Origin of the sequence: Actinomadura sp. WMMA1423 (assembly GCF_006547145.1) — a bacterium.
In the GTDB taxonomy this organism is placed as follows: domain Bacteria; phylum Actinomycetota; class Actinomycetes; order Streptosporangiales; family Streptosporangiaceae; genus Spirillospora.
Window position 1 is genome coordinate 8,735,949 of record NZ_CP041244.1, and the last position, 23,093, is coordinate 8,759,041.

Annotated in this window: 15 protein-coding genes; 9 read left to right on the top strand and 6 right to left on the bottom strand. The window is 74.3% G+C overall.

What is annotated here, in order from left to right; translation table 11 throughout:
• Positions 1 to 3: 3 nt before the first annotated feature.
• The gene (locus FKD65_RS40295) at positions 4 to 441 is read right to left on the bottom strand and encodes a roadblock/LC7 domain-containing protein (RefSeq protein ID WP_141584869.1); all 438 of its coding nucleotides are present in this window, start codon (positions 439 to 441) and stop codon (positions 4 to 6) included.
• Positions 441 to 2,924, bottom strand: coding sequence for a nitrate- and nitrite sensing domain-containing protein (locus tag FKD65_RS40300; protein WP_168221339.1), 2,484 nt, complete (start codon positions 2,922 to 2,924; stop codon positions 441 to 443). Before FKD65_RS40300 ends, FKD65_RS40295 begins: the two co-directional genes overlap by 1 nt.
• Before the next feature lie 478 nt (positions 2,925 to 3,402).
• Here FKD65_RS40300 and FKD65_RS40305 point away from each other — a divergent pair, with 478 nt between their 5' ends.
• A complete protein-coding gene (locus tag FKD65_RS40305; protein WP_141584874.1) occupies positions 3,403 to 4,917 on the top strand; it encodes a M20/M25/M40 family metallo-hydrolase in 1,515 nt (504 codons plus the stop codon).
• Positions 4,918 to 4,994: 77 nt separating this feature from the next.
• On the opposite strand, the gene FKD65_RS40310 is transcribed toward FKD65_RS40305, so the two are convergent.
• The gene (locus FKD65_RS40310) at positions 4,995 to 5,825 is read right to left on the bottom strand and encodes an LLM class F420-dependent oxidoreductase (protein ID WP_141584876.1); all 831 of its coding nucleotides are present in this window, start codon (positions 5,823 to 5,825) and stop codon (positions 4,995 to 4,997) included.
• Between the two features lie 63 nt (positions 5,826 to 5,888).
• Here FKD65_RS40310 and polA point away from each other — a divergent pair, with 63 nt between their 5' ends.
• The 3 genes from polA (at position 5,889) to FKD65_RS40325 (ending at position 10,687) form a co-directional block, all read left to right on the top strand.
• A complete protein-coding gene (polA, locus tag FKD65_RS40315) occupies positions 5,889 to 8,522 on the top strand; it encodes a DNA polymerase I (protein ID WP_141584878.1) in 2,634 nt (877 codons plus the stop codon).
• A 101-nt stretch (positions 8,523 to 8,623) separates the two neighbouring features.
• Positions 8,624 to 9,124, top strand: coding sequence for an inorganic diphosphatase (locus tag FKD65_RS40320; protein WP_141584880.1), 501 nt, complete (start codon positions 8,624 to 8,626; stop codon positions 9,122 to 9,124).
• Between the two features lie 12 nt (positions 9,125 to 9,136).
• Positions 9,137 to 10,687: an FAD-dependent monooxygenase gene (locus FKD65_RS40325; RefSeq protein WP_141584882.1), complete on the top strand. Its 1,551-nt coding sequence runs from the start codon at positions 9,137 to 9,139 to the stop codon at positions 10,685 to 10,687.
• Here FKD65_RS40325 and FKD65_RS40330 read toward each other — a convergent pair.
• On the bottom strand, positions 10,684 to 12,162 hold the full coding sequence (locus FKD65_RS40330) for an NAD(P)/FAD-dependent oxidoreductase (protein WP_141584884.1): 1,479 nt from the start codon (positions 12,160 to 12,162) through the stop codon (positions 10,684 to 10,686). The two genes, FKD65_RS40325 and FKD65_RS40330, sit on opposite strands and share 4 nt — an antisense overlap.
• 80 nt (positions 12,163 to 12,242) lie before the next feature.
• Here FKD65_RS40330 and FKD65_RS40335 point away from each other — a divergent pair, with 80 nt between their 5' ends.
• Entirely contained in the window at positions 12,243 to 15,077 is a 2,835-nt protein-coding gene (locus FKD65_RS40335) for a hypothetical protein (protein WP_141584886.1), read from the top strand.
• Positions 15,078 to 15,092: 15 nt separating this feature from the next.
• On the opposite strand, the gene FKD65_RS40340 is transcribed toward FKD65_RS40335, so the two are convergent.
• Positions 15,093 to 16,772 (bottom strand): glycosyltransferase family 39 protein, encoded by a 1,680-nt coding sequence (locus tag FKD65_RS40340; RefSeq protein ID WP_205718436.1) that lies wholly within the window; start codon positions 16,770 to 16,772, stop codon positions 15,093 to 15,095.
• Positions 16,773 to 16,845: 73 nt separating this feature from the next.
• On the bottom strand, positions 16,846 to 18,507 hold the full coding sequence (locus tag FKD65_RS40345; RefSeq protein WP_205718437.1) for a sulfatase: 1,662 nt from the start codon (positions 18,505 to 18,507) through the stop codon (positions 16,846 to 16,848).
• Between the two features lie 195 nt (positions 18,508 to 18,702).
• On the opposite strand from FKD65_RS40345, the gene FKD65_RS40350 reads away from it, so the two are divergent.
• The 4 genes from FKD65_RS40350 to FKD65_RS40365 all read left to right on the top strand — a co-directional run bounded on the left by FKD65_RS40350 (position 18,703) and on the right by FKD65_RS40365 (position 23,055).
• The gene (locus FKD65_RS40350; RefSeq protein WP_141584888.1) at positions 18,703 to 19,308 is read left to right on the top strand and encodes a dihydrofolate reductase family protein; all 606 of its coding nucleotides are present in this window, start codon (positions 18,703 to 18,705) and stop codon (positions 19,306 to 19,308) included.
• 428 nt (positions 19,309 to 19,736) lie between these two features.
• The gene (locus FKD65_RS40355; protein ID WP_205718438.1) at positions 19,737 to 20,498 is read left to right on the top strand and encodes a DeoR/GlpR family DNA-binding transcription regulator; all 762 of its coding nucleotides are present in this window, start codon (positions 19,737 to 19,739) and stop codon (positions 20,496 to 20,498) included.
• Positions 20,495 to 21,865, top strand: a complete 1,371-nt coding sequence (locus tag FKD65_RS40360) for a 6-phospho-beta-glucosidase (protein WP_141584890.1) — start codon at positions 20,495 to 20,497, stop codon at positions 21,863 to 21,865. The genes FKD65_RS40355 and FKD65_RS40360 overlap by 4 nt, the downstream gene beginning before the upstream one ends.
• A complete protein-coding gene (locus FKD65_RS40365; RefSeq protein WP_240809842.1) occupies positions 21,862 to 23,055 on the top strand; it encodes a carbohydrate kinase family protein in 1,194 nt (397 codons plus the stop codon). The genes FKD65_RS40360 and FKD65_RS40365 overlap by 4 nt, the downstream gene beginning before the upstream one ends.
• Positions 23,056 to 23,093 lie beyond the last annotated feature (38 nt).

Here is a 23,093-nt window from a genome sequence, read left to right on the forward strand (position 1 = left end):
GCTCTAGCCTGACGCGCCCGAGCGCACCGGCGGATCCTGCGACTCGGCGCCGCGCGGCTGGGCCGCCAGCGTGCGGCGCACCCGCTTGATCAGCATGGTCGTCTCGTAGGCGACCAGCCCCGCGTTGCCGCCCGCGTCGCTCAGCACGGCGAGGCAGCTCCCGTTGCCCGCGGGCATGACGAAGAACAGCATGCCGTCCAGCTCGACGACGGTCTGGCGCACCTGCTTCGCCTGGAAGTGCTCGCGGGCGCCGTTGGCCAGGCTGTGGAAGCCCGACGACAGCGCCGCGAGGAACTCGGCGTCCTTGCGGGTGACGTCCCCGGAGGCGCCCATGACCAGTCCGTCCCTGGACAGCAGGACGGCCTGGCGGACCTCCCCGACCCGCTGCACCAGATCGTCGAGCAGCCAGTCGAGTTCACCGCTGGCGTTGCCCTGCCGCATCATGACTCCCCCCATTCATCGCGTGGATCCAGTTCGCCCGGCTCGTCGTCCACCCTGCCGCGCAGCCATCCCGACTGCAGCGACGCCATCAGGTCGCGGCTGAGCTCCGGGCTCGGTTCTTCGAAGTCGTCCTCGCCCGCCGCGGCGGGCTGGGCGTGCCGCGGCGCGGACCGCTCGCGCAGCTGCGGGGCCAGGGAGCGCTGCCGGACACGGCGCGGGAGCCGTCCCGTGACCTCGCTGTCCTCCACCCCGCCCTGCTCCGTCCCGGCGCCGTTCGGCCGCGCCCGCTCCGCGAACGGCGCGAAGGGCTCGAAGGGCTCGAAGGGCTCGAACGGCTCGGACGGCTCGGACGGCTCGACCGGCGGCTCGGGCGGCGGCGACGGCGGCACCGCGCCCCGCCCGGCGGGCAGCCCCGCGGGCTCGCCCGGCGTCCGGTCCTGGACGATCCGGCCCGGCAGCGCCGGACGCGCCGGGCGGCCGAGCCGCGCCGGGCCCAGGTTCGCCGGCGCCGCCGACCCGACCGGCTGCGGCGCCCCGCCCGCGCGGCCGCGCGACAGGTGCCAGTCGTCGTCGAGGACGACCAGCGCGTGCGGCACGAGGACGATCGCGGTCGTCCCGCCGTAGGGCGACGGCAGCAGCGACACCTGGATGCCGTGCCGGGCGGCGAGGCGCGCGACGACGAACAGGCCGAGCCGCTCGGTGTCGACCAGGTCGAACTCGACGGCGCTGGCGAGCCGCCGGTTCAGCTCCTCCAGCTCGTCGGGCTCCAGGCCGACGCCCCGGTCGATGACCTCCACGGCCAGGCCGTTGGCGACGGTCTCGACCTTGACGGTGACCTCGGTGGCCGGCGGGGAGAACGACGCCGCGTTCTCGATCAGCTCGGCGAGCAGGTGGATGACGTCGGCGACGACGTCGCCGGTGACCGCGGCCGACGACGCGCCGGTCACCTCCACCCGCGTGTAGTCCTCGACCTCGGCGATCGCGGCGCGGACCACGTCCTCGGCGGCGACCGGGTGGTCCCAGGCGCGGACGGTCGGCGAGCCGGACAGGATGACCAGGCCCTCGGCGTGCCGCCGCATGCGGGTGGTCAGGTGGTCGAGGCGGAACAGGTCGTCCAGCTCCTCGGGGCTGGACGCGCGCCGCTCCATCTGGTCCAGCAGCCGCAGCTGCCGGTGCAGCAGCGACTGGCTGCGCCACGACAGGTTGACGAAGACCCGGTTGATGCTGGCGCGCAGCTCGGCCTCGCCGACCGCGGTGCTGACCGCGGTCCGCTGGACGGCGTCGAACGCGTCGGCGACCAGCGCGATCTCCCTGGTGCGCCCCCGCTCCGGCCGCGGCGCCTCGGCGTCGACGTCGACCCGCTCGCCGCGCCGCAGCCGGGCCACGACCGCGGGCAGCCGCTCGTGGGCGAGCCGCTGCGCCGACGCCTGCAGGCTCCGCAGTTCCCCTCCGAGCCGCCGGGCGAACAGCACCGACAGCGCGATCGACGCCGCCACGATCAGCAGGCCCGCGATGCAGGCCAGGTAGAAGCGCAGCATGATCCGGTCGCCCGCGGGCGTGACGACGTCGTTGTTCAGGACCTCGCCGAGGCGGGAGGAGGAGCTGAACCAGATCGGCGTCAGCTCCTGCGTGCTCGCCCGCCACTGCCGGACGCCGGGATTGAGGCCCTGCCAGCGGATCTGGCTCTCGAGCGAGGCGAAGCTGCCGTAGGCGGAGGACGTGGCGAGATCCTCGACGATCCGCGACAGCTCGCCGCTCACCTCGATGCGGGCGAGGGCGAAGAACTGCTCGCGGTTGCCCGCCCAGCCCGAGAAGGCCATGCGCTCGGCCGCGTTCAGCCGGCGGGCGCCGGCCGCCGACATCAGGGCGTCCTCGCGCAGCATGAAGTCGCTCGCCCACGAGAAGTGGGTGAGCCCGGCGCTCTGCCGGAACACCGACGTGTCGTTGACGCTGATGAAGGTCGTCAGCAGCCGGAACGTCGAGTCGGAGAAGCCGCTGTAGGCGTTGATGGCCTGCACCGTGCTGGCCGCGCCCTCGTTGATCTGGTTCCGCAGCGGTTCGAGCTGGTCGAGGCTGTCGTTCAGCGCCTCCAAGCGCTCCCAGAACTCGGGGCCCATCCCCTCCTTGAGGCGGGGCTTGAAGGCCGCCGAGCGGAAGGCCGCCACGGCGCCGTCGGTCTTGCCCGCGAGGTCCTCGTAGGCCCGCCTGCCGGCCTCGCTCCGCGTCGTCAGGACGCCCACCGCGGCGGCCCGCTCGCGCTGGATCGCCCCGATGACGGCGCCGGCCGGCAGCCCGACGTCCTTGTACATCCGCGTGAACTCCGAGCGCTGCAGCGCGGCGGACAGCGTCGTCCCCGCCGAGAACACCCACAGCACGACCAGCGCGACGAGCGGGATGGTGAGCAGCATCGCGATCCGCCGTCCGACCGGCAGCGTGCGCGGCCGCTCATGGGAGCCATGAACCACCTGCTCGGGCTTCGTCACCGGCCCACACTCCTGATCGTTTCGACCCCGGTCGTCCGTGACGACCCGGCGGGACCGGAGCATACTTACATCGATTTGCCGGGGACCAGAGGTCTCACCTGCGGCGACTCGTGACCGCCCGCCTGCGCCGCGTGAACGTGCGCCTGCCGGGCGTGTCCGCGCCCTCCTCGGCCCCAGCCCCGGCGCCGGGGGTCCCGGCCGCGCACCGCCCGCCCGCTCGCCAATGTCATCGCAGGTCAGTACGGCGGGCCGGATTGAATGATCTTGCAATGGCCCGTTTCCCCGCGCCTTCGTGATCAAGTGGGCGGGAGTGTCATGGAGCACTTACCGAGGAATCCGGGGAGGTGTGTCAACCGTGTGAACCCCGTGAAAAACTAGGCCAATATTGGCCGTTTCGATGCAGAGTCGTGTCTTGTTGCAGGAAATGACGCATGTCAGGCTTCGGTTTACTTTGTCCCCCCACCAACGGAGACCGAGCATGCGCAGAGCCGCGCTAGCCGTCCTCGCCGGGATGTCACTCGCCGCCACCACCGTGGCCGCAGTGCCCGCCCAAGCCGCCGGCCCGGCCCAGTCCAAGCTGGCCAAGCTGGTCACGCTGAAGAACGTCCGGCACCACCAGCTGAACCTGCAGAAGATCGCCGACGCCAACGGCGGCAACCGGGCCGCCGGGCTGCCCGGTAACAAGATCACCATCAAGTACATCGCGGACCAGCTCAAGCGGGCGGGGTACACCCCCACGGTCCAGGACTTCGAGTTCGACTTCTGGCAGGAGCAGTCGGAGCCGGTCCTCGCGGAGACCGCGCCGGATCCGAAGACGTTCGCGCCGCACAGCGACTTCGAGACGCTCCAGTACTCCGGGTCGGGCGACGTCACCGCCCCCGCCACCGCCGTCGACCCGGCGGCCACCGGCGACGGCAGCGGGTGCGAGGCCGGCGACTTCGCCGGGTTCCCGAAGGGCCGCATCGCGCTGATCCAGCGCGGCGGCTGCTTCTTCTCCGTGAAGACCGACAACGCCATCGCCGCCGGCGCTTCCGCCGTCGTCATCTACCAGCTGCCCGACCAGCCGGGCCCGGTCGGGGGGACGCTGACCACGCCCTACGACATCCCCGTGGTCGGCCCGACGAACGCGGTCGGCAAGGCCCTCGTCCAGCAGGCGCAGAACGGCGGCGTCACGCTCCGGGTCAAGACCGACACCCTGAACCAGAAGCGCCAGGCCGCCAACGTCATCGCCGACACCAAGCGCGGCAGGGCCGACAACGTCGTGGTGCTGGGCGCGCACAACGACAGCGTGACCGCCGGACCGGGCATCAACGACGACGGCTCGGGCACCGCGACGCTGCTGGAGATGGCCAAGCAGATCAACAAGCTCGGCTCCAAGGTCCGCAACAAGGTGCGGTTCGCCTTCTGGGGCGCCGAGGAGGAGGGCCTGCTCGGCTCGCAGTACTACGTCGACAACCTCCCGCAGGCCGGGCGCGACAAGGTCGCCCTGATGCTCGACTTCGACATGCTCGCCTCGCCCAACTACGTGAACTTCGTCTACGACGGCGACAACAGCGCGGGTGAGAACAACGTCGAGGCCCCTGCGGGCTCCGGAGCGATCGAGAAGGCGTTCACCGACTACTTCGCCAAGCGCAGGCTCCCCACCGACCCGACGCCGTTCAACGGGCGCTCTGACTACGACGCGTTCATCAGCGTCGGCATCCCCGCCGGCGGTCTGTTCACCGGCGCCGAGGGCATCAAGACCCCCGAGCAGGCGAAGCGCTACGGAGGCACCGCGGGCCTCGCCTACGACCCGTGCTACCACCAGGCGTGCGACCGCTACGACAACGTGAACCTCAAGGGCTTCGACCAGATGATCGACGCCACCTCCGCCGTCACCGAGCTGTTCGCGCACAGCACCCTGACGGTCAACGGCAACGAGCTGGCCCGCCGCCAGGCGCAGCCACGCAAGCGCGTGGTCCCCGACGAGATCGGCAACCGCGCGACCCGGTAGCACCGCTTGACCGAGGGACGCGCCCGGCGCCGGGCGCGTCCCTCGCCCTGTGTGCCACGCGGGCCCGGCGAGCCGGGTCAGAGCAGCGCGCCGGCGATCGCCCGCAGCGCGGGACGAGGGTCGCCGCCCGCCTCGGTCAGCACCTGGACGGCGACATTGTCCGCGCCCGCCTCCAGGTGGGCGGCCAGCCGCGCCGCCACCGCCGCGACGTCGCCGTGCGCGACCAGGGCGTCCACGAGCGCGTCGCTGCCGCCGCCGGCGAAGTCGTCGCCGGTGAACCCGAGCCGCTCGAAGCTGGCGACATAGTTGCGCAGGGCCAGGTAGCGGCCCAGGGTCTGCCTGGCGATCGCGCGGGCGCGCACGGGGTCGGGTTCGAGCACGACCTTCTGCTCCGGCGCGAGCAGCGGTCCCGCCCCCAGGATCTCCCGCGCCGACCGGGTGTGCTCGGGGGTGGTCAGGTACGGGTGGGCGCCGGCGGTGCGCTCGGCCGCCAGCCGCAGCGCCTTCGGCCCCAGCGCGGCGAGGACCCGCCCCTCGGCCGGGACGCCTTCGGCGTCCAGCCGGTCGAGGTAGCCCACCATCGTCTCGTACGGGCTGCGGTACTCCTGCGTCGCCTCCCGGTGGCCGATGCCGGCGCCGAGCAGGAACCGGCCGCCGTGGGCGGCGTTCAGCCGGTGGTAGCCCGCGGCGGCCTCCTCGGCCGGCGTCCTCCACATGTTGACGATGCCGGTGGCGACCACGACGCGCTCGGTCGCGGCGAGGAGCCGCCCGGGGATGTCCGGATCGTCCGGCGACGCGCCGATCCAGATCGTGCCGTAGCCGAGCTCCTCGACGTCCTTGGCCAGTTCCGGGTCCAGGAGCGGCCAGGGGCACCAGATCCCGAGCCGGCCCAGTTCGATCTTGGTCATGCCCTTCCCCAACATCCCGGCGGGCGGTTTCATGCCCGTTCCCCCGGTGCCAGGATGTGACACATGACCGACCGGCCCCGCCTGCTGCTCCTGGACGGCCACTCGCTGGCCTACCGGGCGTTCTACGCGCTGCCGGTGGAGAACTTCAGCACCACCTCCGGGCAGCCGACCAACGTCGTGTACGGGTTCGCGAACATGCTCGCCAACGTGCTGCGGGACGAGCGCCCCTCGCACGCCGCCGTCGCCTTCGACGTCTCCCGGCAGACGTTCCGCACCGAGGCGTTCCCCGAATACAAGGCGACCCGGTCGCGGTCGCCGCGCGAGTTCGGCAGCCAGCTCCCGATCCTCGACCGGCTGCTCGCGGCGATGGGCATGCCGGTGCTGCGCGCCCCCGGCTACGAGGCCGACGACGTCATCGCGACGCTGGCGGCGGCCGCGGAGGCGGGCGGCATGGACGTGCTGATCGTCACCGGTGACCGGGACGCGCTCCAGCTCGTCAGCGACGCCGTCACCGTCCTGTACTACTACCGGACGGCGTCGGAGATGATCCGGTACACGCCCGCCGCGGTCCAGGAGAGGTACGGGCTGACCCCGGCGCAGTACCCCGACTTCGCGGCGCTGCGCGGCGACCCGTCCGACAACCTGCCGAGCATCCCCGGGATCGGGGAGAAGACGGCCGCCAGGTGGATCCGCGACTTCGGGTCCCTGGACGCCCTGCTCGAACGCGCCGGCGAGGTGAAGGGCAAGGCGGGGGAGAAGCTGCGCGCCGCCGAGGCCGCGGTCCGGCTGAACCGGCGGCTGACCGAGCTGGTCCGCGACCTGGACCTTCCGGCGGCGCCCGCCGACCTGCGGCGGCGCCCCTACGACCTGGCCGCCTTCACCTCCCTGCTGGACGAGCTGGAGTTCCGCAACGCCAGCCTCCGCCAGCGCCTGTTCGCCGCCGACCCCGGCGGAGGGCGCCCCCCGGAGGACGACGGGACCGAGCCCGTCCTCGGGCGGGAGCTGGAGCCGGGCGAGCTGGCCGGGTGGCTGGAGGCCCACGCGACAGCCCTGACGGGCCTCGCCGCCGATCTCACCTGGGAGCGCGGCGCGGGCGGTCTCGCGCGGATCGCGCTGGCCGCCGGGGACGGGCACGCGGCGTCGTTCGAGCCGTCCGCCCTCACCGAGCGGGACGAGCGCGCCTTCGCCGCCTGGCTGGCCGACCCGGACCGCCCCAAGGCGCTGCACGACGTGAAGTCCCTGCTGCGCGCCCTCGGCGAGCGCGGCCCGCGCCTCGACGGGATCGCCACCGACACCGCGATGGCCGCCTACCTCCTGCTGCCGGGCCTCGCCGCCTACACGATCGCCGACCTGGCGGGCCGCCACCTCGGGCGGCGCCCGTCCGACGAGGGCGCGGCGGGGCTGATGCAGAGCGCCCGCGCCGTCCTCGACCTGGCCGGGGTGTTCGCCGCCGACCTGGCGTCCACGGGCATGGACGAGGTCCTGCGCGACGTCGAGCTGCCGCTGTCCCGGCTGCTCGCCCGCGCCGAACGCGCCGGCGTCCACGTGGACGCCGGTCTCCTGCGCGAGCTGGAACGGCACTTCGCGGACGCCATGGAGCGCGCCGCCGACGAGGCCGCCGAGATCGCCGGGCGCCGCTTCAACCCCGGCTCGACCAAGCAGCTCCAGGAGGTGCTGTTCGGCGAGCTCGACCTGCCCCGCACCAAGAAGATCAAGTCGGGGTACTCCACCGACCTGGACGCGCTGACCTGGCTCGCCACCCGGACCGACAACGGCCTGCCTCAGGTCCTGCTGCGGCACCGCGACCAGGCGCGGCTGCGCTCCACGGTCGCCGGGCTGCTCCGGGAGATCGGCGCGGACGGCCGCATCCACACGAGCTTCCAGCAGACCGTCGCCGCGACGGGCCGGCTCAGCTCCACCGAGCCGAACCTCCAGGTCATCCCCGTCCGGACGGAGGAGGGCCGGCGCATCCGCCGCGCGTTCACGCCCGGCGAGGGCTACGCGTCGCTGATGACGGCCGACTACGGCCAGCTCGAACTGCGCGTCATGGCGCACCTGTCGCAGGACCCGACGCTGCTGGCGGCGTTCGAGACCGGCGAGGACCTGCACACCACGATGGCCGCGCGGGTCTTCGGGACGGGCCCGGGCGCCGTCACGCCGGACATGCGCCGCAAGATCAAGGCGATGTCCTACGGGCTGGCGTACGGGCTGTCGGCCTTCGGCCTGGCCAAGCAGCTCGGCATCCCGGTGGCCGAGGCGCGCCCGCTCATGGACGCCTACTTCGAGCGGCTCGGCGGCGTACGCGACTACCTCGACCACGTCGTCGCCGAGGCCCGGGCCACCGGCCACACCCGCACGGTCCTCGGCCGCCGCCGCTACCTGCCCCACCTGAACAGCGACAACCGGCAGCGTCGCGAGACCGCCGAGCGGATGGCGCTGAACGCCCCGGTCCAGGGCTCCGCCGCCGACATCGTCAAGATCGCGATGCTGCGGGTGGACGAGGCGCTCACCGCGGCCGGGCTCGCGAGCCGCCTGCTGCTCCAGGTGCACGACGAGATCGTCCTCGAGGTGGCGCCCGGCGAGGAGGACGCGGTGCGGGAGATCGTCCGCACCGGGATGACGACCGCCTACCCGCTCACGGTCGGCCTGGAGGTCGCCATCGGCTCCGGCCCCGACTGGAACGCCGCCGCCCACTGAGCCCCGCTCCTGGGACCCGGAACCGCAGCCCGCCGAAAAGCGGCGCCGCGCGACGTGGTGCGGGCGGCTTGTGGGGTAGTGCTCCCTTTGGGGAGGGATACATGGAGATCGACATGATCGTCGAGATCCCCCGGGGATCGCGGAACAAGTACGAGATGGACCACCGGCTCGGCCGCATCCGGCTCGACCGGATGCTGTTCACCTCGACGCAGTACCCGGTGGACTACGGCTACATCCCGGACACCCGCGCGGAGGACGGCGACCCGCTGGACGCGATGGTGCTGCTGGAGGAGCCCACCTTCCCCGGCTGCGTGATCAGGGTGCGCAGCGTCGGGGTGTTCTGGATGCACGACGAGGGCGGCCCCGACGCCAAGATCCTCACCGTGCCCGCCGGGGACGTCCGGTACGCCGGGATCCGCGACCTGCGGGACGTCCACGAGCACGTCCTCGACGAGATCGCGCACTTCTTCGACATCTACAAGAGCCTGGAGCCCGGCAAGGGCACCGACGTGCGCGGCTGGCAGGACCGGCGGGACGCCGACCGGACGATCGAGCGGGCCGCCGCGGACGCGCGGGAGGTGGCCGGGAACGCCGCGACGTGATCGGGTGGAGCCGTGAGCGACAGCGAACCGGTCGTCGTCGTGGGCGCGGGGCCCGTCGGCCTGGTCACGGCGCTGCTGCTGGCCCGGCACGGCGTGCCGGCCGTGGTGCTGGAGGCCGCCGCGCGGCGCGACGTGTCCGGGTCCCGGGCGATCTGCTTCCAGCGGGACGTCCTCGACGTGCTCGACCGGGTCGGCTGCGCCGAGCCGATGATCGAGCGCGGGGTGACCTGGACGACCGGCCGCACCTACCACCGGGGGGACGAGCTGTTCGCCGTCACCTTCACCGGCGCCGGGCAGAGCGCCGTGCCTCCCTGGATCAACATCTCCCAGGCGGAGGTCGAGGCGAGGCTGCGCGACCTCGCCGCCGCCGAACCCCTCGTCGACGTCCGCTACGGGCACCGCGTCAGCGGCGTGCGGCAGGACGAGGAGGGCGTCGAGGCCCGCACCGAAGGCGGGGGCACCGTGCGCGGCACCCACCTGGTCGGCGCGGACGGCGGGCACGGCGCCGTCCGGGAGCTGCTCGGCATCGGCTTCCCCGGCAGCACCTTCACCGACAGGTTCCTCATCTGCGACATCCGGGCCGACCTGCCGTTCCCGAGCGAGCGGCGGTTCTACTTCGACCCGGAATGGAACCCCGGCCGCCAGGTCCTGGTCCACCAGTGCCCCGACCGGACGTGGCGCATCGACTGGCAGGTCCCCGCCGACCTCGACCTCGACGCCGAGCGGGGGTCGGGCGCGCTGGACGCCCGCATCCGCCGGATCACCGGGGACGTCCCGTACGAGATCGTGTGGGCCACCGTGTACCGGTTCCACGAGCGGTGCGCGGCGGCGTTCGCGTCCGGCCGCGCGTTCCTGGCGGGGGACGCGGCCCACCTCTACGCGCCGTTCGGCGCACGCGGCCTGAACTCCGGCGTGCAGGACGCGGAGAACCTCGCGTGGAAGCTCGCGTTCGTCCGGCGCGGCTGGGCCCCGGAAGGGCTGCTGCGCAGCTACGACACCGAGCGCCGGGCCGCCGCCGAGGAGAACCTGCGGGTGACGACGCGGACGATGGAGTTCCTCGTCCCGCGGACCGCGAGGCAGCGGGCGCGGCGGGCGGAGGCCCTGGAGGCGGCCCGGACGCACCCGGACCCCCGCACGATCATCGACTCGGGCCGGCTCGCCGAGCCGTTCTGGTACCTGGACTCGCCGCTGACCACCCCCGCCGGGCCGCTGGAGGACTTCCCCCGCGGACCCGGGGCCGCCCGGCCGCCGGTGCCGGGCGTCCTCTGCCCGGACGGCCCGTGCGTCGTGGACGGCGAGCCGACCCGGCTGCGCCGCCTGTTCGGCACGCGGTTCGTGGTCCTCACCCAGGGCGGGCACGCCGAGAGGCTGCCGACCGACGTCCCGCACCGGGTCCACGCGCTGGACGCCATCGACGCGGAAGGGTCGCTGCGGACGGCCCTGCGCTCCGGCCCCGGCACGGTGCACGTCGTACGCCCGGACGGCCACCTGGCCGCGGTGCTCCCGTCCTACGATCCCGCGGCCGCGGTCGCGGCCCTGCACCGGGCCTGCGGCCGCGCCTAACCGGCCTCCAGGACGGCGCGGGCGGCGTTGTGGCCCGGGATCCCGCTGACGCCGCCGCCCCGGCGGGCGCCCGCCCCGCACAGCAGCACGCGCGGATGCTCGGTCTCGACGCCCCACCGCCCGACTTCTCCGGCCGCCTCCGCGAACGGCCACGACAGGTCGCGGTGGAAGATGTGGCCGCCCGGGAGGCGGGCCTCGTCCTCCAGATCGACGGGCGACCTGGCCTCCAGGCACGGCGTGCCGTCCGGGGCGCGCAGGAGGCAGTCCTCGATCGGCTCGGCGAGTACCGAGTCGACGGACGCGAGCGTCGCGCGCAGCGCCGCGGCGCGCACGCCCGCGGGGTCCGGCCGGAACAGCCGCGCGGGCATGTGCAGGCCGAACAGCGTCAGCGTGTGCGCCCCGGCCTCCCGCAGCTCCGGTCCGAGGATGGACGGGTCGGTCAGCGAATGGCAGTACACCTCGGCGGGCGGGACGGCCGGAACGCGGCCCTCGCGGGCCTCCCGGTAGGCGGTGTCGAGCTGCCGCCGGCCCTCGTTGATGTGGAAGGTGCCCGCGAACGCCTCTTCCGGCCGGACGGACAGGTCGCGCAGCCGCGGCAGACGCGAGAGCACCATGTTCACCTTCAGCTGCGATCCCTCGGCCGAACGCTCCCGGGGCATGTTGACCAGCACCCACCTGGCCGAGACGGTGTGCTCGGCCCCTTCGGCGTCCCGGAACGCCACCTCCCCGGCCGGGTCGACGTGCAGGACCTCCATCCCGGACCGCAGCTCGGCCCCCGCCGCGCGGGCGGCTTCGGCGAGGGCCCCGGTGACCGCGCCCATACCGCCGACCGGCACGTTCCAGTCGCCGGTCCCGTCGCCGATGACGTGGTAGAGGAAGCACCGGTTGGCCAGGAGCGCGGGATCGGAGGTGTCGGCGAACGTGCCGATGAGCGAGTCGGTGAGGACGACCCCGCGCACGGTGTCGTCGGTGAAGCGCTCGTCCACGACCTCGCCGATGGGCCGCTCGAACACGTCGCGCCAGGCCTCCTCGTCGTCCACCGCCTCGCGCAGCCCCGCGCGGTCGCGCAGCGGTTCCAGCAGGGTCGGCGCGACGCGTTCGGCGACGTGGCCGGCCATCGCGTAGAACCGGCGCCACGCGCCGGCGTCGGCCCCCAGGGACGCCGCCGTGCGCGCGGGGTCCCCGTTGTCGATCAGCAGCCCGCCGTCCCCGGCGGGCGTGTAGGAGGAGTACCGCCGCCCGCGCAGCTCGACGCCGAGGCCGAGGTCGCGCACGATCCGCGACGGCAGCAGGCTCACCAGGTAGGAGTACCGCGAGACGCGGGCGTCCACCCCGGGGAAGATCCGCGCCGAGACCGCCAGACCGCCGAAGTGCCCGAGCCGCTCCAGCACGAGCACGCGCTTCCCGGCGCCGGCCAGGTAGGCGGCCGCGACCAGCCCGTTGTGCCCGCCGCCCGCGATGACCACGTCGTACATGACCACAGAAAACCACACTGACCGGCGGAGGCGCGGAAACCCGTTGGCGGGGGACGGGCGCCGGGAGGATCATGGTGCGGGTGAAGATTCGGCTTTCTGGGGGAGTGGTGGCCTCCGGGCGCCATGCCTGGATCGCCCGGCCCTCCGGTCCGCTCCGGCTGCTGGACGGGGCGGACGCGCGCCCGGGGACTCCCGTCGCGCTGGGCCCCGAGGACGCCCCGGACGAGGACGTGGCGGAGGCCCTCCGGGCGCTCTCGCTGCTCGTCGCCGACGGCGGCGCCGCCGCGGCCGGTGCGGGCGTCGACCTCGGCGGAGGGTTCCGGTCCGCGCGGCTGGAGGGGGCCCGCGGGGACCAGCGGGACGCCGTCCTCGCCGCGCTCCGCGCGGTCGGCCTCGGCGGCGCGCACCGCCTCGGGGACCGGGCCGGGGTGCTGGTCGCGCTCTTCGGGCCCGCGGTCACCAGGCGGGTCGGCGCGGCGGCCGCGCGCGCCATCGAGGACGGGCGGTGGACCGCGCTGCACCTGGCGTCGGCGGCCAGCGACGTCCTCGGACCCGAGCAGCTCGAACGGGTCCTCGCCCTGGAGGCTCCCGCGGGCCTCGACCTCACCCCCGGCGGCCCGCCGTCCGTTCTCGCCCGGTACCTGCGGCAGGTGTTCGAGGGGCTGCCCGCGCCCCGCCGGCTCGCGCTGCTGCTGGACCTGTGGGAGCGGGTCGCCGAGCACCGGGCGGGCCTCGCCCGGCGCGAGGCGCGGCTGGCGACGCAGAGCCGCCACGACCGGGTCCCCGACCTGCGCGAGTGCCGCCGCCGCCACGAGGACGAACGGGTCCTCGCGCGGGTGCGCTCGTACTACCCGAGCCGGGAGCCGTCCCTCGCCGACGCCGCGCGCTGGGTCCCCGACGACCGGTACTGGCATGCGGGGCTCACCGACCTCCTGCAGGACGCCCTCGGCGCCACCGCGCTGCTCCGGACCGCCGCGGCCGTCGCCGACCACGGGCTGGAGGACGGCCTTGAGCGCTCGGCCCCGCTCCTGCGCGCGGCCGCGTCCGTGACGTCCGACCGCGCCGCCAAGCGGGGGGGCCGCGTGCGGGGGCAGACCGGCCTTCCGGCGCGTCCCGTCGTGTACGTCCGCGATCTGGTGCGCAGGCTCGACGGGGGCGGGAAGGCCACCAAGCTCGCCGGTCACACCCGGCCGCGCCTGGCCTGTGCCCGCGACTTCGCGCTCGTCGTCGCCGAGGACTTCGGGCGGCTGATGCGCGAGCTGCTCGGGAGGCGGGACGCCGTCCTGCGAGGCTGGACGACCGACCTGCGGCCGTGGCGCGAGGTCGCCGGCTACGACCGCCCTCCGGCGGAGTGGGACGGCATCCCGACGTGGACGGGGCCGCTGCTGGGGGACGCGGAGCCGCTGCGCCGCAGGCTCGCTCCCGGGGACGACCCCGCCGACGTGGAGACCGCCGGCGACCTGCTCTGGTACGCCGACCTGATCGACGCCCTCGCCCGGTTGCACGGGCACGAGTTCGCGCAGCCCACGCCCGGCACCGGCGAGCCGTGGTTCGACCACGACCCGCCGACCGCCGTCGAGCCGCTGACCCCGCGCCTCGACTCGATCAGCGGCGCCGTCTCCGGCGCGGCGCAGCTGGTGGCGCTCGGCGGCGTCCCGCCCCGGGCGCCCCGCACGTGGGCGGACTTCACCGCCGGCCTGATGTCGGCCACCGCGATCGCCGAGGCGCTCACCGGCGACTTCGCCGTCCCGGCGCCGCTCGCCGCGGTGGACGGCGCGGCCGTGCCCGGGACCGGTCTCCGGTTCATGATCGCGCGCAGTGCCCGGGACACCGCCGAATGGGCGGACTACATGGGCAACTGCATCGCGGGACCGGCCTACGTCGAGGAGGCCAGGGCGGGCCGGAGCGGACTCGCGGGCCTCTACGACGCGGAAGGACTGCTGGTCGCCAACGCCGAACTCGTCCCGCTGCGGCCCGCGTCCCGGGGCTGGCGGGTCAGCGAGATCGCCGCGCGGTTCAACGACACGCCGGAGGAGGCCCTCGAACAGCGGTTCCGCGAGTGGACGGCCACGCTCCCCGGCGCCGTCAAGGACGAGACCGCACCGGTGCCCGACGAGCTGCCACCGGTCCGCCCGGCCCGGCGGCGCGCCGCGCCGCGCCTCGTCGAGGAGGCGGGCCCCGCCCTCGGCGAGCTCGCCGACCGGTCGTGGGCGCGGGCCGCCCCGGCGGCGCTCGGCGCCGTCGCGGCCGTGGCGGGCACCCGGCCGGACGCCGCGCTCGCGAGGCTGCGCCGCTTCGGCGGCCCGCAGCTGACCGGGGCCGTCCGCCGCGCGCTGGACGAGGACGCCACCGATCTCGTCGGGCTCTGGGCGGCCTCGGGCCACCGCCCCCTGCGCTCCGCCCTCGACGCCCTCGACCCGGCGCTGCGCGACCGCTACGACCAGCTTCCGCTCCTGCTCGGCGAGCCCCCGCTGCCGAAGGTGCTGCGCAGGCTCGTCAAGCCGCCCGCCATCGCCGACGCCTACTCCCTCGACCTCGTCGCGCGCCGGATCCGCCGCGCGGTCGGCGTGCTCGCCGCCGGAGACGACCCCGTCATCGCCCGCGCCCTCGCCAGGTCCGCGACGGAGCCGCTGCTGTGCGCGCTCGCCGTCGCCATCACCTGCGCCGCACCGGACGCCGTCCTGGTCCCGGTGATGCCGCCACGCACCACCACCGTCCCCGGCTACCCGGCCACGACCCTGGAGGACGAGGAGGGGCCCTGGCAGCGGGCCTTCCCCGACGCGCGCGAACTGGGCGCCGACACCACCGTGTTCTGGGAGGAGATCGCCGCCCACGGCCTCCGCGTCCCGGCGTCCTGGCTCGCGCACGGCGGCTGGACCGCGCTCTGGTCGCGCGCCCACACCCGCCGCCGCTGACCCGCGCGGCTCGGGCTAGGGAGCCCGGGCGGGCCGGCGGAAGATGGTGATGGAGTGCCCGACCTCGTCGATCGGCTCGCTGGAGCGGATCAGCGGCGTCAGCCGCGGGTCGTTCTTGACGATCCAGCTGTCGGACACCACCAGCAGCCCGCGCACCCGGCCGGGGGGCGCGGTGAGCGGGTCCCTCGCCCGGATGCCGTAGTAGGAGGGGCTGCCGCTGCCCTTGTAGACGAGCCAGACCGGCTCGTCCGGATACCGCTCCCGGAGCCGGTCGGCGAGCCGCCCGAGGTCCTGGCCCCAGTCGACGTTGGAGTCGTGCAGGCGCAGGTGCGTCCTGGACGGGCCGCCGAACGCCTCGTTGGAGTACGGCAGGTAGTAGGGGAAGGTCCGCAGCGAGCTGACGGCGACGAACAGCAGGAGCGCGACCGTCGCGGCCTTGGCCCACGGCCACCGGACGAGGACCGCGCAGCCCGCCGCCACCGCCAGAAAGATCGGGACGAATATGGCGTACCGGACGCCGAGGTCGCGCGACCCGGTCATCGCCCCCGCCAGCAGGACGGCCGCGGGCGCCAGAAGGTACGGCGCGGCCGGGCGCAGCCGGGGGAGGGTGAGCGTCGCCGCGACGCCCGCCGCCCACAGGGCGAGCATGCCCAGCGGCGTCTTCACCAGCAGCGCGGCCGGGAGGTAGTACCAGCGGGAGCCGTGGTAGACCTGGCCGAACAGGAAGCCCGTCCAGCGCCTGTCCTCGAACCCGAACTGGGCCCGCATCCCGTCCTGGAAGGGCCGGGGGAACGGCAGCCAGCCCGCGGCCTGCCCGCGCAGGCCGCCGACGGTCGGCAGATCGGCGGGCGCCGTCCAGCGCAGCCGCGGGTCCACCGCGAGGTAGCTCGCCCACACCACCGCGACGGCCAGGACCCCGACTCCCGCCGCCGACAGCACGGCGGTCGGCAGGGGGCGGCGCGACGGTCGGGACGTCCAGACCGACACCGCCGCCAGCGCCAGGAGCACCGGGACGGCCGGCAGCGCGCTCATCTTGGTCGCCACGGCCGCCCCGAGCGCCAGCCCGGCGAGCGGCAGGTACGGCCGCGGCCTCCGCCTCGCGCGCCAGAGCAGCCAGACCGACGTCAGCAGGAGCCCGGCCGCCGGGACGTCCAGCGTGGCCAGCGAGCCGTGCGCGATGACGTCGGGGGAGAAGGCGTAAAGGGCCAGGGCCGCGAGCCCCCCGGCCGGGCCGGCGAGATCGCGGGCGAACGCGAAGACGACCAGCCCGAACAGCAGGGTCAGCGCGATGACGGGCAGCCGCCCGGCGAGCAGCACCCGCTGCGGGTCGTTGCCCCACCGGTACAGGAACTGCCTCCCGAACCTGTAGTCGCCGCCGTCGAAGGAGGCGCGCAGGTGCGGGTCGGTGAGCACCGCACCGGCGCCGATGAGCAGCTTGCCGAGCGGCGGATGCTCGGCGTTGCGGCGAAGGTCGTGGTCGCGGAGGTAGGTCACGCCCGCGCTGACGTAGACGGGTTCGTCGACGGTCGGGCTCTGCCGCACCGCCGTGGTGGCCATCGCGGCGGCCATCTGGACCAGCAGCGCCACCACGACCGCCGCGAGCACCCAGCTCCGGCGCAGCGCCCGGAACCGGGTCGGCTCCGCTTCGGCCGGGGCCGCGGCGGGCCGTCCGGGCTCCGCGGACAGCGAGGTCACAGCGCCGCCCTCGCGGCGCGCAGGACGCTGTTCATCCCCTTCCCCTCCCCGGAGGCGCCTTCTTGATCCGCCGTCAGCCTCCGAACGCGGTCAAGAAACGGTCGCGGAACGCGCTCATGGGCCACACGGGGGTGCTCCTGCCGGGGCGCAGGCCGTCCTGCCAGCCCCAACCGGAGATCCTGTCCAGCACGGCGGGGTCCTTGGCAACGATCGTGATCGGGACGTCCCGGCTCGCGCCCGGCCCGGTGATGAGCGGCGCGGGCTGGTGGTCGCCGAGGAAGACCAGCACGGAGTCCTTGTTCCCGTACGTCTCCACGTACGAGACGAGCGTGTTCAGCGTGTACTCGATCGACTTGCGGTACTCGTCGCGGATCCGGCCGGCCTGCGGCCAGGGCGCGTCGTAGCCCTTGCCCATCCCGTTGAAGACCGAGCCGTCGCCCACCTGGTCCCACGGGACCGGCCGCGGGATCGACGCCCACGGGGCGTGGCTCGACACCAGCGCCGTCTCGGCCATCACCGGCGCCCGGTCCTTCTTGGCGAGCTCGGTGCGCTGGAGCGTCGACAGGGTGTACTGGTCGGGCATGGTGGCGAAGCTGAAGCGCGGGCCGCGGTAGCCGAGGTTGCGGTCGTCGTAGACCTTGTCGTAGCCGTAGAAGGAGGCCTCCGGCCAGGCCCGGGTGATCGCCGGCATCAGCGCGACCGTCCGGGAGTCCGCGCGGTGGAACGCCCCGTTCAGCGTCAGCCGGTCGCTGTTCACCAGCGCGCGGTACCGCTGCTGGTTGTTGACCCAAAGGCCCGACAGAAGCGTGGCGTGCGCCAGCCAGCTGCCGCCGCCCGCCGTCGAGGAGGTGAGCCATCCGCTGCGCGCGGAGAACCCCGCCTTGCGCAGCCGCTGCGTCCCCTGGTCGAGGACGGCGCCGACCTGCGGCGCGTACCGCGGGCTCTCCACCGCCGACCGCCCGTAGCTCTCCACGAACGCCAGGACGACGTCCTTCCCTCGCAGCCCGGTCAGCAGCTTGTCGGGCGGCGTGTTGCGGAACCCGTCCACGGCCGCGGCCTTCTCGAACTCCTTGCGGTCGTTCAGGCTCGTCCGCACCTGCCGCGCGTGGTCGTACGCGAGGACGGCCGCGCTCCTGGACGCCACGGGCAGGCCGTGGACGAACTGCGCGCCGAGCACGGCGCAGGCGATCCAGACCGTTCCCAGCACCCCGGCGGCCCAGGCCGCCGACCGGGTGTGGCGGACGGCCACGCGGCTCAGGCGCAGCGTCGACAGGGCGGTCAGCACGACCACGCCGACCGCCAGCGCCACCGCGAGGACCACGGCCGCGACCGCCCCCGCCTGCCCGGACGACTCCTTGACGAACTCGACGGCGGGCCCCAGCAGCGGCCAGTCGAGCACCAGGTCGAACGGCCGGACGAGCACCGCGTCGAACCCGATGTCCAGCACCTTCAGCACGAGCAGCAGCCCGAGGACGGCCCCGGCCGTCCCCGCCGCGTACCGCCTGGCCCTGGCCGGGACCACGAGGATCAGCGCCACGCCGACCACGCCCTCGATCGGGATGCGCGCGAAGGCCCCGAGGCCGAGCCGCGCGAACTCCGCCGGCGTGACCAGCGCGGCCAGCACGAGCAGGAACGCCGCACCGGTCGCCGCCCGCGCCGCGACCCGCCGCCGTCTCGGCCGCTCGCCCGCCTCAGGGGCGCCGGCCGGCACGTCCTCTTCTGTGCTCCGCTCCAAGCGGCTGTCAATGGACAGGTCGTCCTCCCAGGTTCGGCCCCCCGCCGCGCACGCGACACCCCGAAGCACGGGCATCCCGCACCCACGGGTTCAAAAGATCTCATCTTCGCGGCGCCCGGGATGTCGAGAACGCGGGCGCGGTTCCGATCCACTGGTGAGAGGCGCCGCGGGGCGCCCGCCAAGGAGGTACCGGAGATGAGCAAGGTCACCTGCGACATCGGGATTTCCGTCGACGGCTTCGCCGCCGGACCGAACCAGAGCCTGGCCGAGCCGCTCGGCGAGGACGGCGAGCGGCTGCACCGGTGGATGTTCGAGGAGGCCGACGCCAACGCCGAGGTGCTCGAGAAGATCACGTCGGCCGGGGCCTTCATCATGGGGCGCAACATGTTCGGCCCCGACCGCGGCCCGTCGTGGAACCCGGACTGGACCGGCTGGTGGGGTGAGGAGCCGCCCTACCACGCGCCGGTGTTCGTGCTGACGCACCACCCGCGGGAGAGCTTCTCGATGAAGGGCGGCACGACGTTCCACTTCGTCGCCGACGGGATCGGGTCGGCGCTGGCCCAGGCCCGGCGGGCCGCGGGGGACCGGGACGTCTCGGTCGCCGGGGGTGCGAGCACCGTGAACCAGTACCTGGCGGCGGGAGCGATCGACGAGCTCCGCCTGCACATCGCGCCCATCGTCCTCGGCAAGGGCGAGCGCCTCTTCGAGGGCGTCGGCGACCTGGTGCTGGAGCCGGTCGAGACGTCCCGCACCCCCCTGGTCACCCACGTGACCTACCGCGTCGGCCGCCCGCTCGGATGACCTCCAGCAGGCGGGCGACCTCGGCGGCGACCGCGTCGCGGCCCGCGGGCGGGTAGCGGCGCGAGCCGGCGGCGCCGGGTGAGCCGCGCGTAGGCGTCCGGGGGACGACCGTGAGGGCGGGGGGCAAGGTTCCGGCCCCTGCTGGCCCGCCCGGCGGTTTCTTTCGCATCGTGAGCGACGGACGAAATTTCGTGCGGCGGAGGGACCGTCCGCCCGCCGGTCTGACCTCGCGTCCTGACAGCGTCCGCGCCGCCGCGGCCCTCTCCGGCCCCGACGCTTGTGGAACGTTCCGAAGCCTCGACAGCTGGTGCTGACTCAACCGCCGTCCTGACTGGATCCGCGCACGTCAGCGAAGCGAATGACGTACTTCGAGCAGGTTTCCGCCAGGGTGATGACGGATGTCGAGCAGGGGTGTTACGTTCCACCGCGTGACATCGAGCATGCGACGGGCGCAGATCGTGTCCTCCCTGCGCGCCAAGGGGGCCGCCTCGGTCCGGGAACTGGCCGAGACGCTTCAGGTCAGCGAGTCCACGATCCGCCGCGACCTCGACGTGCTCGACCGCAACGGCGAGCTGCTGCGCACCTACGGGGGAGCGGCGCTGTCCCCGCGCCCGGCCGCCCCGGAGATCTCCTTCGCGGCGTCGGCCGAGCACGACAGCGCCGAGAAGGCGGCGGTGGCCGAGCGTGCGGCGGCGCTGGTCGAGGACGACATGGTCGTGGTCCTCGACATCGGCACCAGCACGCGGCTCCTCGCCCGGCACCTGCGGGGCCGGCCCGTCACCGTCATCACCGCGAACCTGGCCGTGCTGGACGAGCTGCGCGACGACGACGCCGTCCGGCTGTGCCTGCTCGGCGGCGTCCTGCGGCGCAACTACCTCTCGCTCGTCGGCTCGCTCACCGAGACCGCGCTCCGCCAGGTCCGCGCCGACCTGGTGTTCCTGAGCTGCACCGGGGTGCGGCCGGACGGCCACGTCATGGACGACATGGAGGTCGAGACCCCGATCAAGCAGGCGATGCTGGACTCGGCGGACCGGGTGGTGCTGGTCGCCTCCGAGGCCAAGTTCCCCGGCACCGGCTCGCTGCGGGTGTGCTCACTCGACCGGATCGACGCTCTGGTCACGACGGCGGGGGCCGACCCCCGGACTCTGGAGGTCTGCCGGGAGGCGGGCGGGAAGGTGTACATCGCATGAAGCTGGCCATTCTCGGCGGGGGCGGGTTCCGGGTGCCGTACGTGTACCAGGCCCTGCTGCGCGACCCCGGCTCCCCGCGCATCGAGGAGGTCTGGCTCCAGGACTCCGACGCAGGCCGCCTGGCGGGAATGGCCGAGGTCCTCGCGGCGCTCGCGGGCGGCGCCGAGGACGCCCCCCGCGTGTTCACCAGCACGGGGCTCGACGAGGCGCTGGAAGGCGCCGACTTCGTCTTCGCCGCGGTACGGGTGGGCGGCCTCCGGGGCCGGGTCTGCGACGAGCGCGTCGCGCTGGACCTGAACGTCCTGGGCCAGGAGACCACCGGTCCCGGCGGGATCGCCTACGGGCTGCGCACCATCCCCGTGATGCTCGACATCGCGCATCGCGTGAAGGCCCTGGCGCCGGGCGCCTACGTCATCAACTTCACCAACCCCGCCGGGATGATCACCGAGGCGATGCAGGGGGTGCTCGGCGACCGGGTGCTCGGCATCTGCGACACCCCCTCGGGCCTCGGCATGCGGGTCGCCGCCGCGCTCGGCCTGGACCCGGACCGCGTCCAGATGGACTACGTCGGCCTGAACCACCTCGGCTGGATGCGCCGCGTCCTGCACGACGGCGTGGACGTCCTTCCCCGCCTGCTCGCCGACGACGACCTGCTCGGGAGCCTGGAGGAGGGCGTGGTCTTCGGCCGCGAGTGGCTGCGCGACCTCGGCCTGATCCCCAACGAGTACCTGTACTACTACTACTTCAACCGCGAGGCGGTCCGCGCCACCCTCGACGCGCCGCAGACGCGCGGCGAGTTCCTGCTCAAGCAGCAGGAGGCGTTCTACGAGCGGATCGCGGCGGCCTCCGGCGGCGCGGCCATGGACCTGTGGCGCGAGACCGTCGCCTCGCGCAGCGCCAGCTACATGGCCGAGATGAAGGGCGCGCCCACCGGCGAGGCGGTCGAGGGCCACTCCGGGATCGACCCGGCCGACGAGGGCTACGCGAGGGTCGCGCTGAACGTGATGGCCGCGATCAGCCGCGACGAGCCCGCCACCATGATCCTCAACGTGCGGAACGGGGAGACCGTCGCCGCGCTGCCCCCGGACGCGGTCGTCGAGGTGCCCGTCACCGTCGACGCCACCGGCGTCCACCCCCTCCCGCTCGACCAGCCCGACCTGCATCAGGCCGGGCTGATGCAGCAGGTCAAGGCCGTCGAGCGGCTCACCGTCGGCGCGGCCGTGACCGGCTCGCGCACCGAGGCCGCCAAGGCCTTCGCCCTGCACCCCCTGGTCGACTCGGCGCGGATCGGCCGGCAGCTGCTCGACGGCTACATCGACCGGATCCCCGAGGTCGCCGCCGTCTTCACCCGTGAGGAGTCGTCATGAGAGTGGAAACCCTGGACGGCGCCCCGCCGGTGGAGCACCCGGGGCCGGGCGGGGCCGCGGCCCCCGGGCAGCCGCCCGAGCCGTCCATGGCCGACCCCTGCCGCGAGCGCGTCCCGGCCGGCGAGCTGCTGCGCGGCGGCGACCTCCCGGGCCCGGCGGAACTGGACGTCTTCCTCAGCGGCCAGGTCTTCATGGACATGATCTTCACCGGGCTGCCGGGGCTGCCGCCGCCCGGCACCGAGGTGTTCACCGAGGGCCTCGGCTCGGCGCCCGGCGGCGCCGCCAACATCGCGGTGGCGATGAGCCGGCTCGGCCTGCGGGTCGGGCTCGCGGCCCCGTTCGGGGACGACATGTTCGGCTCCTACCTGTGGCGGACGCTCGCCGAGCAGGAGGGCATCGACCTCGGGCACTCCCGCCGGATCAAGAGCTGGCCGACGCCGGTCACGGTGTCGCTGGCCTACGACTCCGACCGCAGCATGGTCACCTACGCCAGGCCCCTGCCGGACCTCGATCCGGGTGAGACGGGCGACGCGGAGGCGGTGCTCGGCTCCCCGCCGCCGGCCGCGCGCGCCTGCTTCATCGACATCGAGCATCCGGTGCCGGGCTGGGCGAAGGAGATGCGGCGGTCGGGCGCCACGGTGTTCGCCGACATCGGCTGGGACGCCACCGAGACGTGGTCCAGCGAGGTCCTCGACCGGCTGGAGCACGTGGACGTGTTCCTGCCGAACGCGGTGGAGGCCATGGCCTACACCCGCACCACCACGCCGGAGGACGCGGCCCGCGTCCTGTCCGAGCGGGTCCCCGTCGTCGTCGTGAAGCGGGGCGGCGCGGGCGCCATCGCGATCGACTCCGCGACGGGGGAGGTCGCCGAGACCGACGCGCTGCCGGTGCGGCCGCTCGACGCGACCGGCGCAGGCGACGTGTTCGGCGCCGGGTTCCTGTTCGGCACGCTCGCCGGCCTTCCGCTCCTGGAGCGGCTGCGGTTCGCCAACCTGTGCGCGGGCCTTTCGGTCCGGCACCGCAGCGGATCGCTCGGCGCGCCGTGCTGGGGGGAGATCGCCGCGTTCGGCGAGTCCGGCGAGGTGCCCGAGTCCGTCCTCGAGCCGTACGCCTTCGTCGTGGACTTCATCCCCGACTCGGCGACCGACACCGTCGTCAGGGCCGAGCCCACCCTCCGGGCCGACCACTAGCGCCGCCCCGACCGGCGCGATCACAGCAGTCCAGGGAA

Coding starts and splice junctions, on each gene's coding strand:
- FKD65_RS40320 (WP_141584880.1), top strand. CDS start 8,624: ATGGAGATCGACATGATCGTCGAGATCCCCCGGGGATCGCGGAACAAG.
- FKD65_RS40310 (WP_141584876.1), bottom strand. CDS start 5,825: ATGACCAAGATCGAACTGGGCCGGCTCGGGATCTGGTGCCCCTGGCCG.
- FKD65_RS40350 (WP_141584888.1), top strand. CDS start 18,703: ATGAGCAAGGTCACCTGCGACATCGGGATTTCCGTCGACGGCTTCGCC.
- FKD65_RS40330 (WP_141584884.1), bottom strand. CDS start 12,162: ATGTACGACGTGGTCATCGCGGGCGGCGGGCACAACGGGCTGGTCGCG.
- FKD65_RS40295 (WP_141584869.1), bottom strand. CDS start 441: ATGCGGCAGGGCAACGCCAGCGGTGAACTCGACTGGCTGCTCGACGAT.
- FKD65_RS40365 (WP_240809842.1), top strand. CDS start 21,862: ATGAGAGTGGAAACCCTGGACGGCGCCCCGCCGGTGGAGCACCCGGGG.
- FKD65_RS40360 (WP_141584890.1), top strand. CDS start 20,495: ATGAAGCTGGCCATTCTCGGCGGGGGCGGGTTCCGGGTGCCGTACGTG.
- FKD65_RS40305 (WP_141584874.1), top strand. CDS start 3,403: ATGCGCAGAGCCGCGCTAGCCGTCCTCGCCGGGATGTCACTCGCCGCC.
- polA (WP_141584878.1), top strand. CDS start 5,889: ATGACCGACCGGCCCCGCCTGCTGCTCCTGGACGGCCACTCGCTGGCC.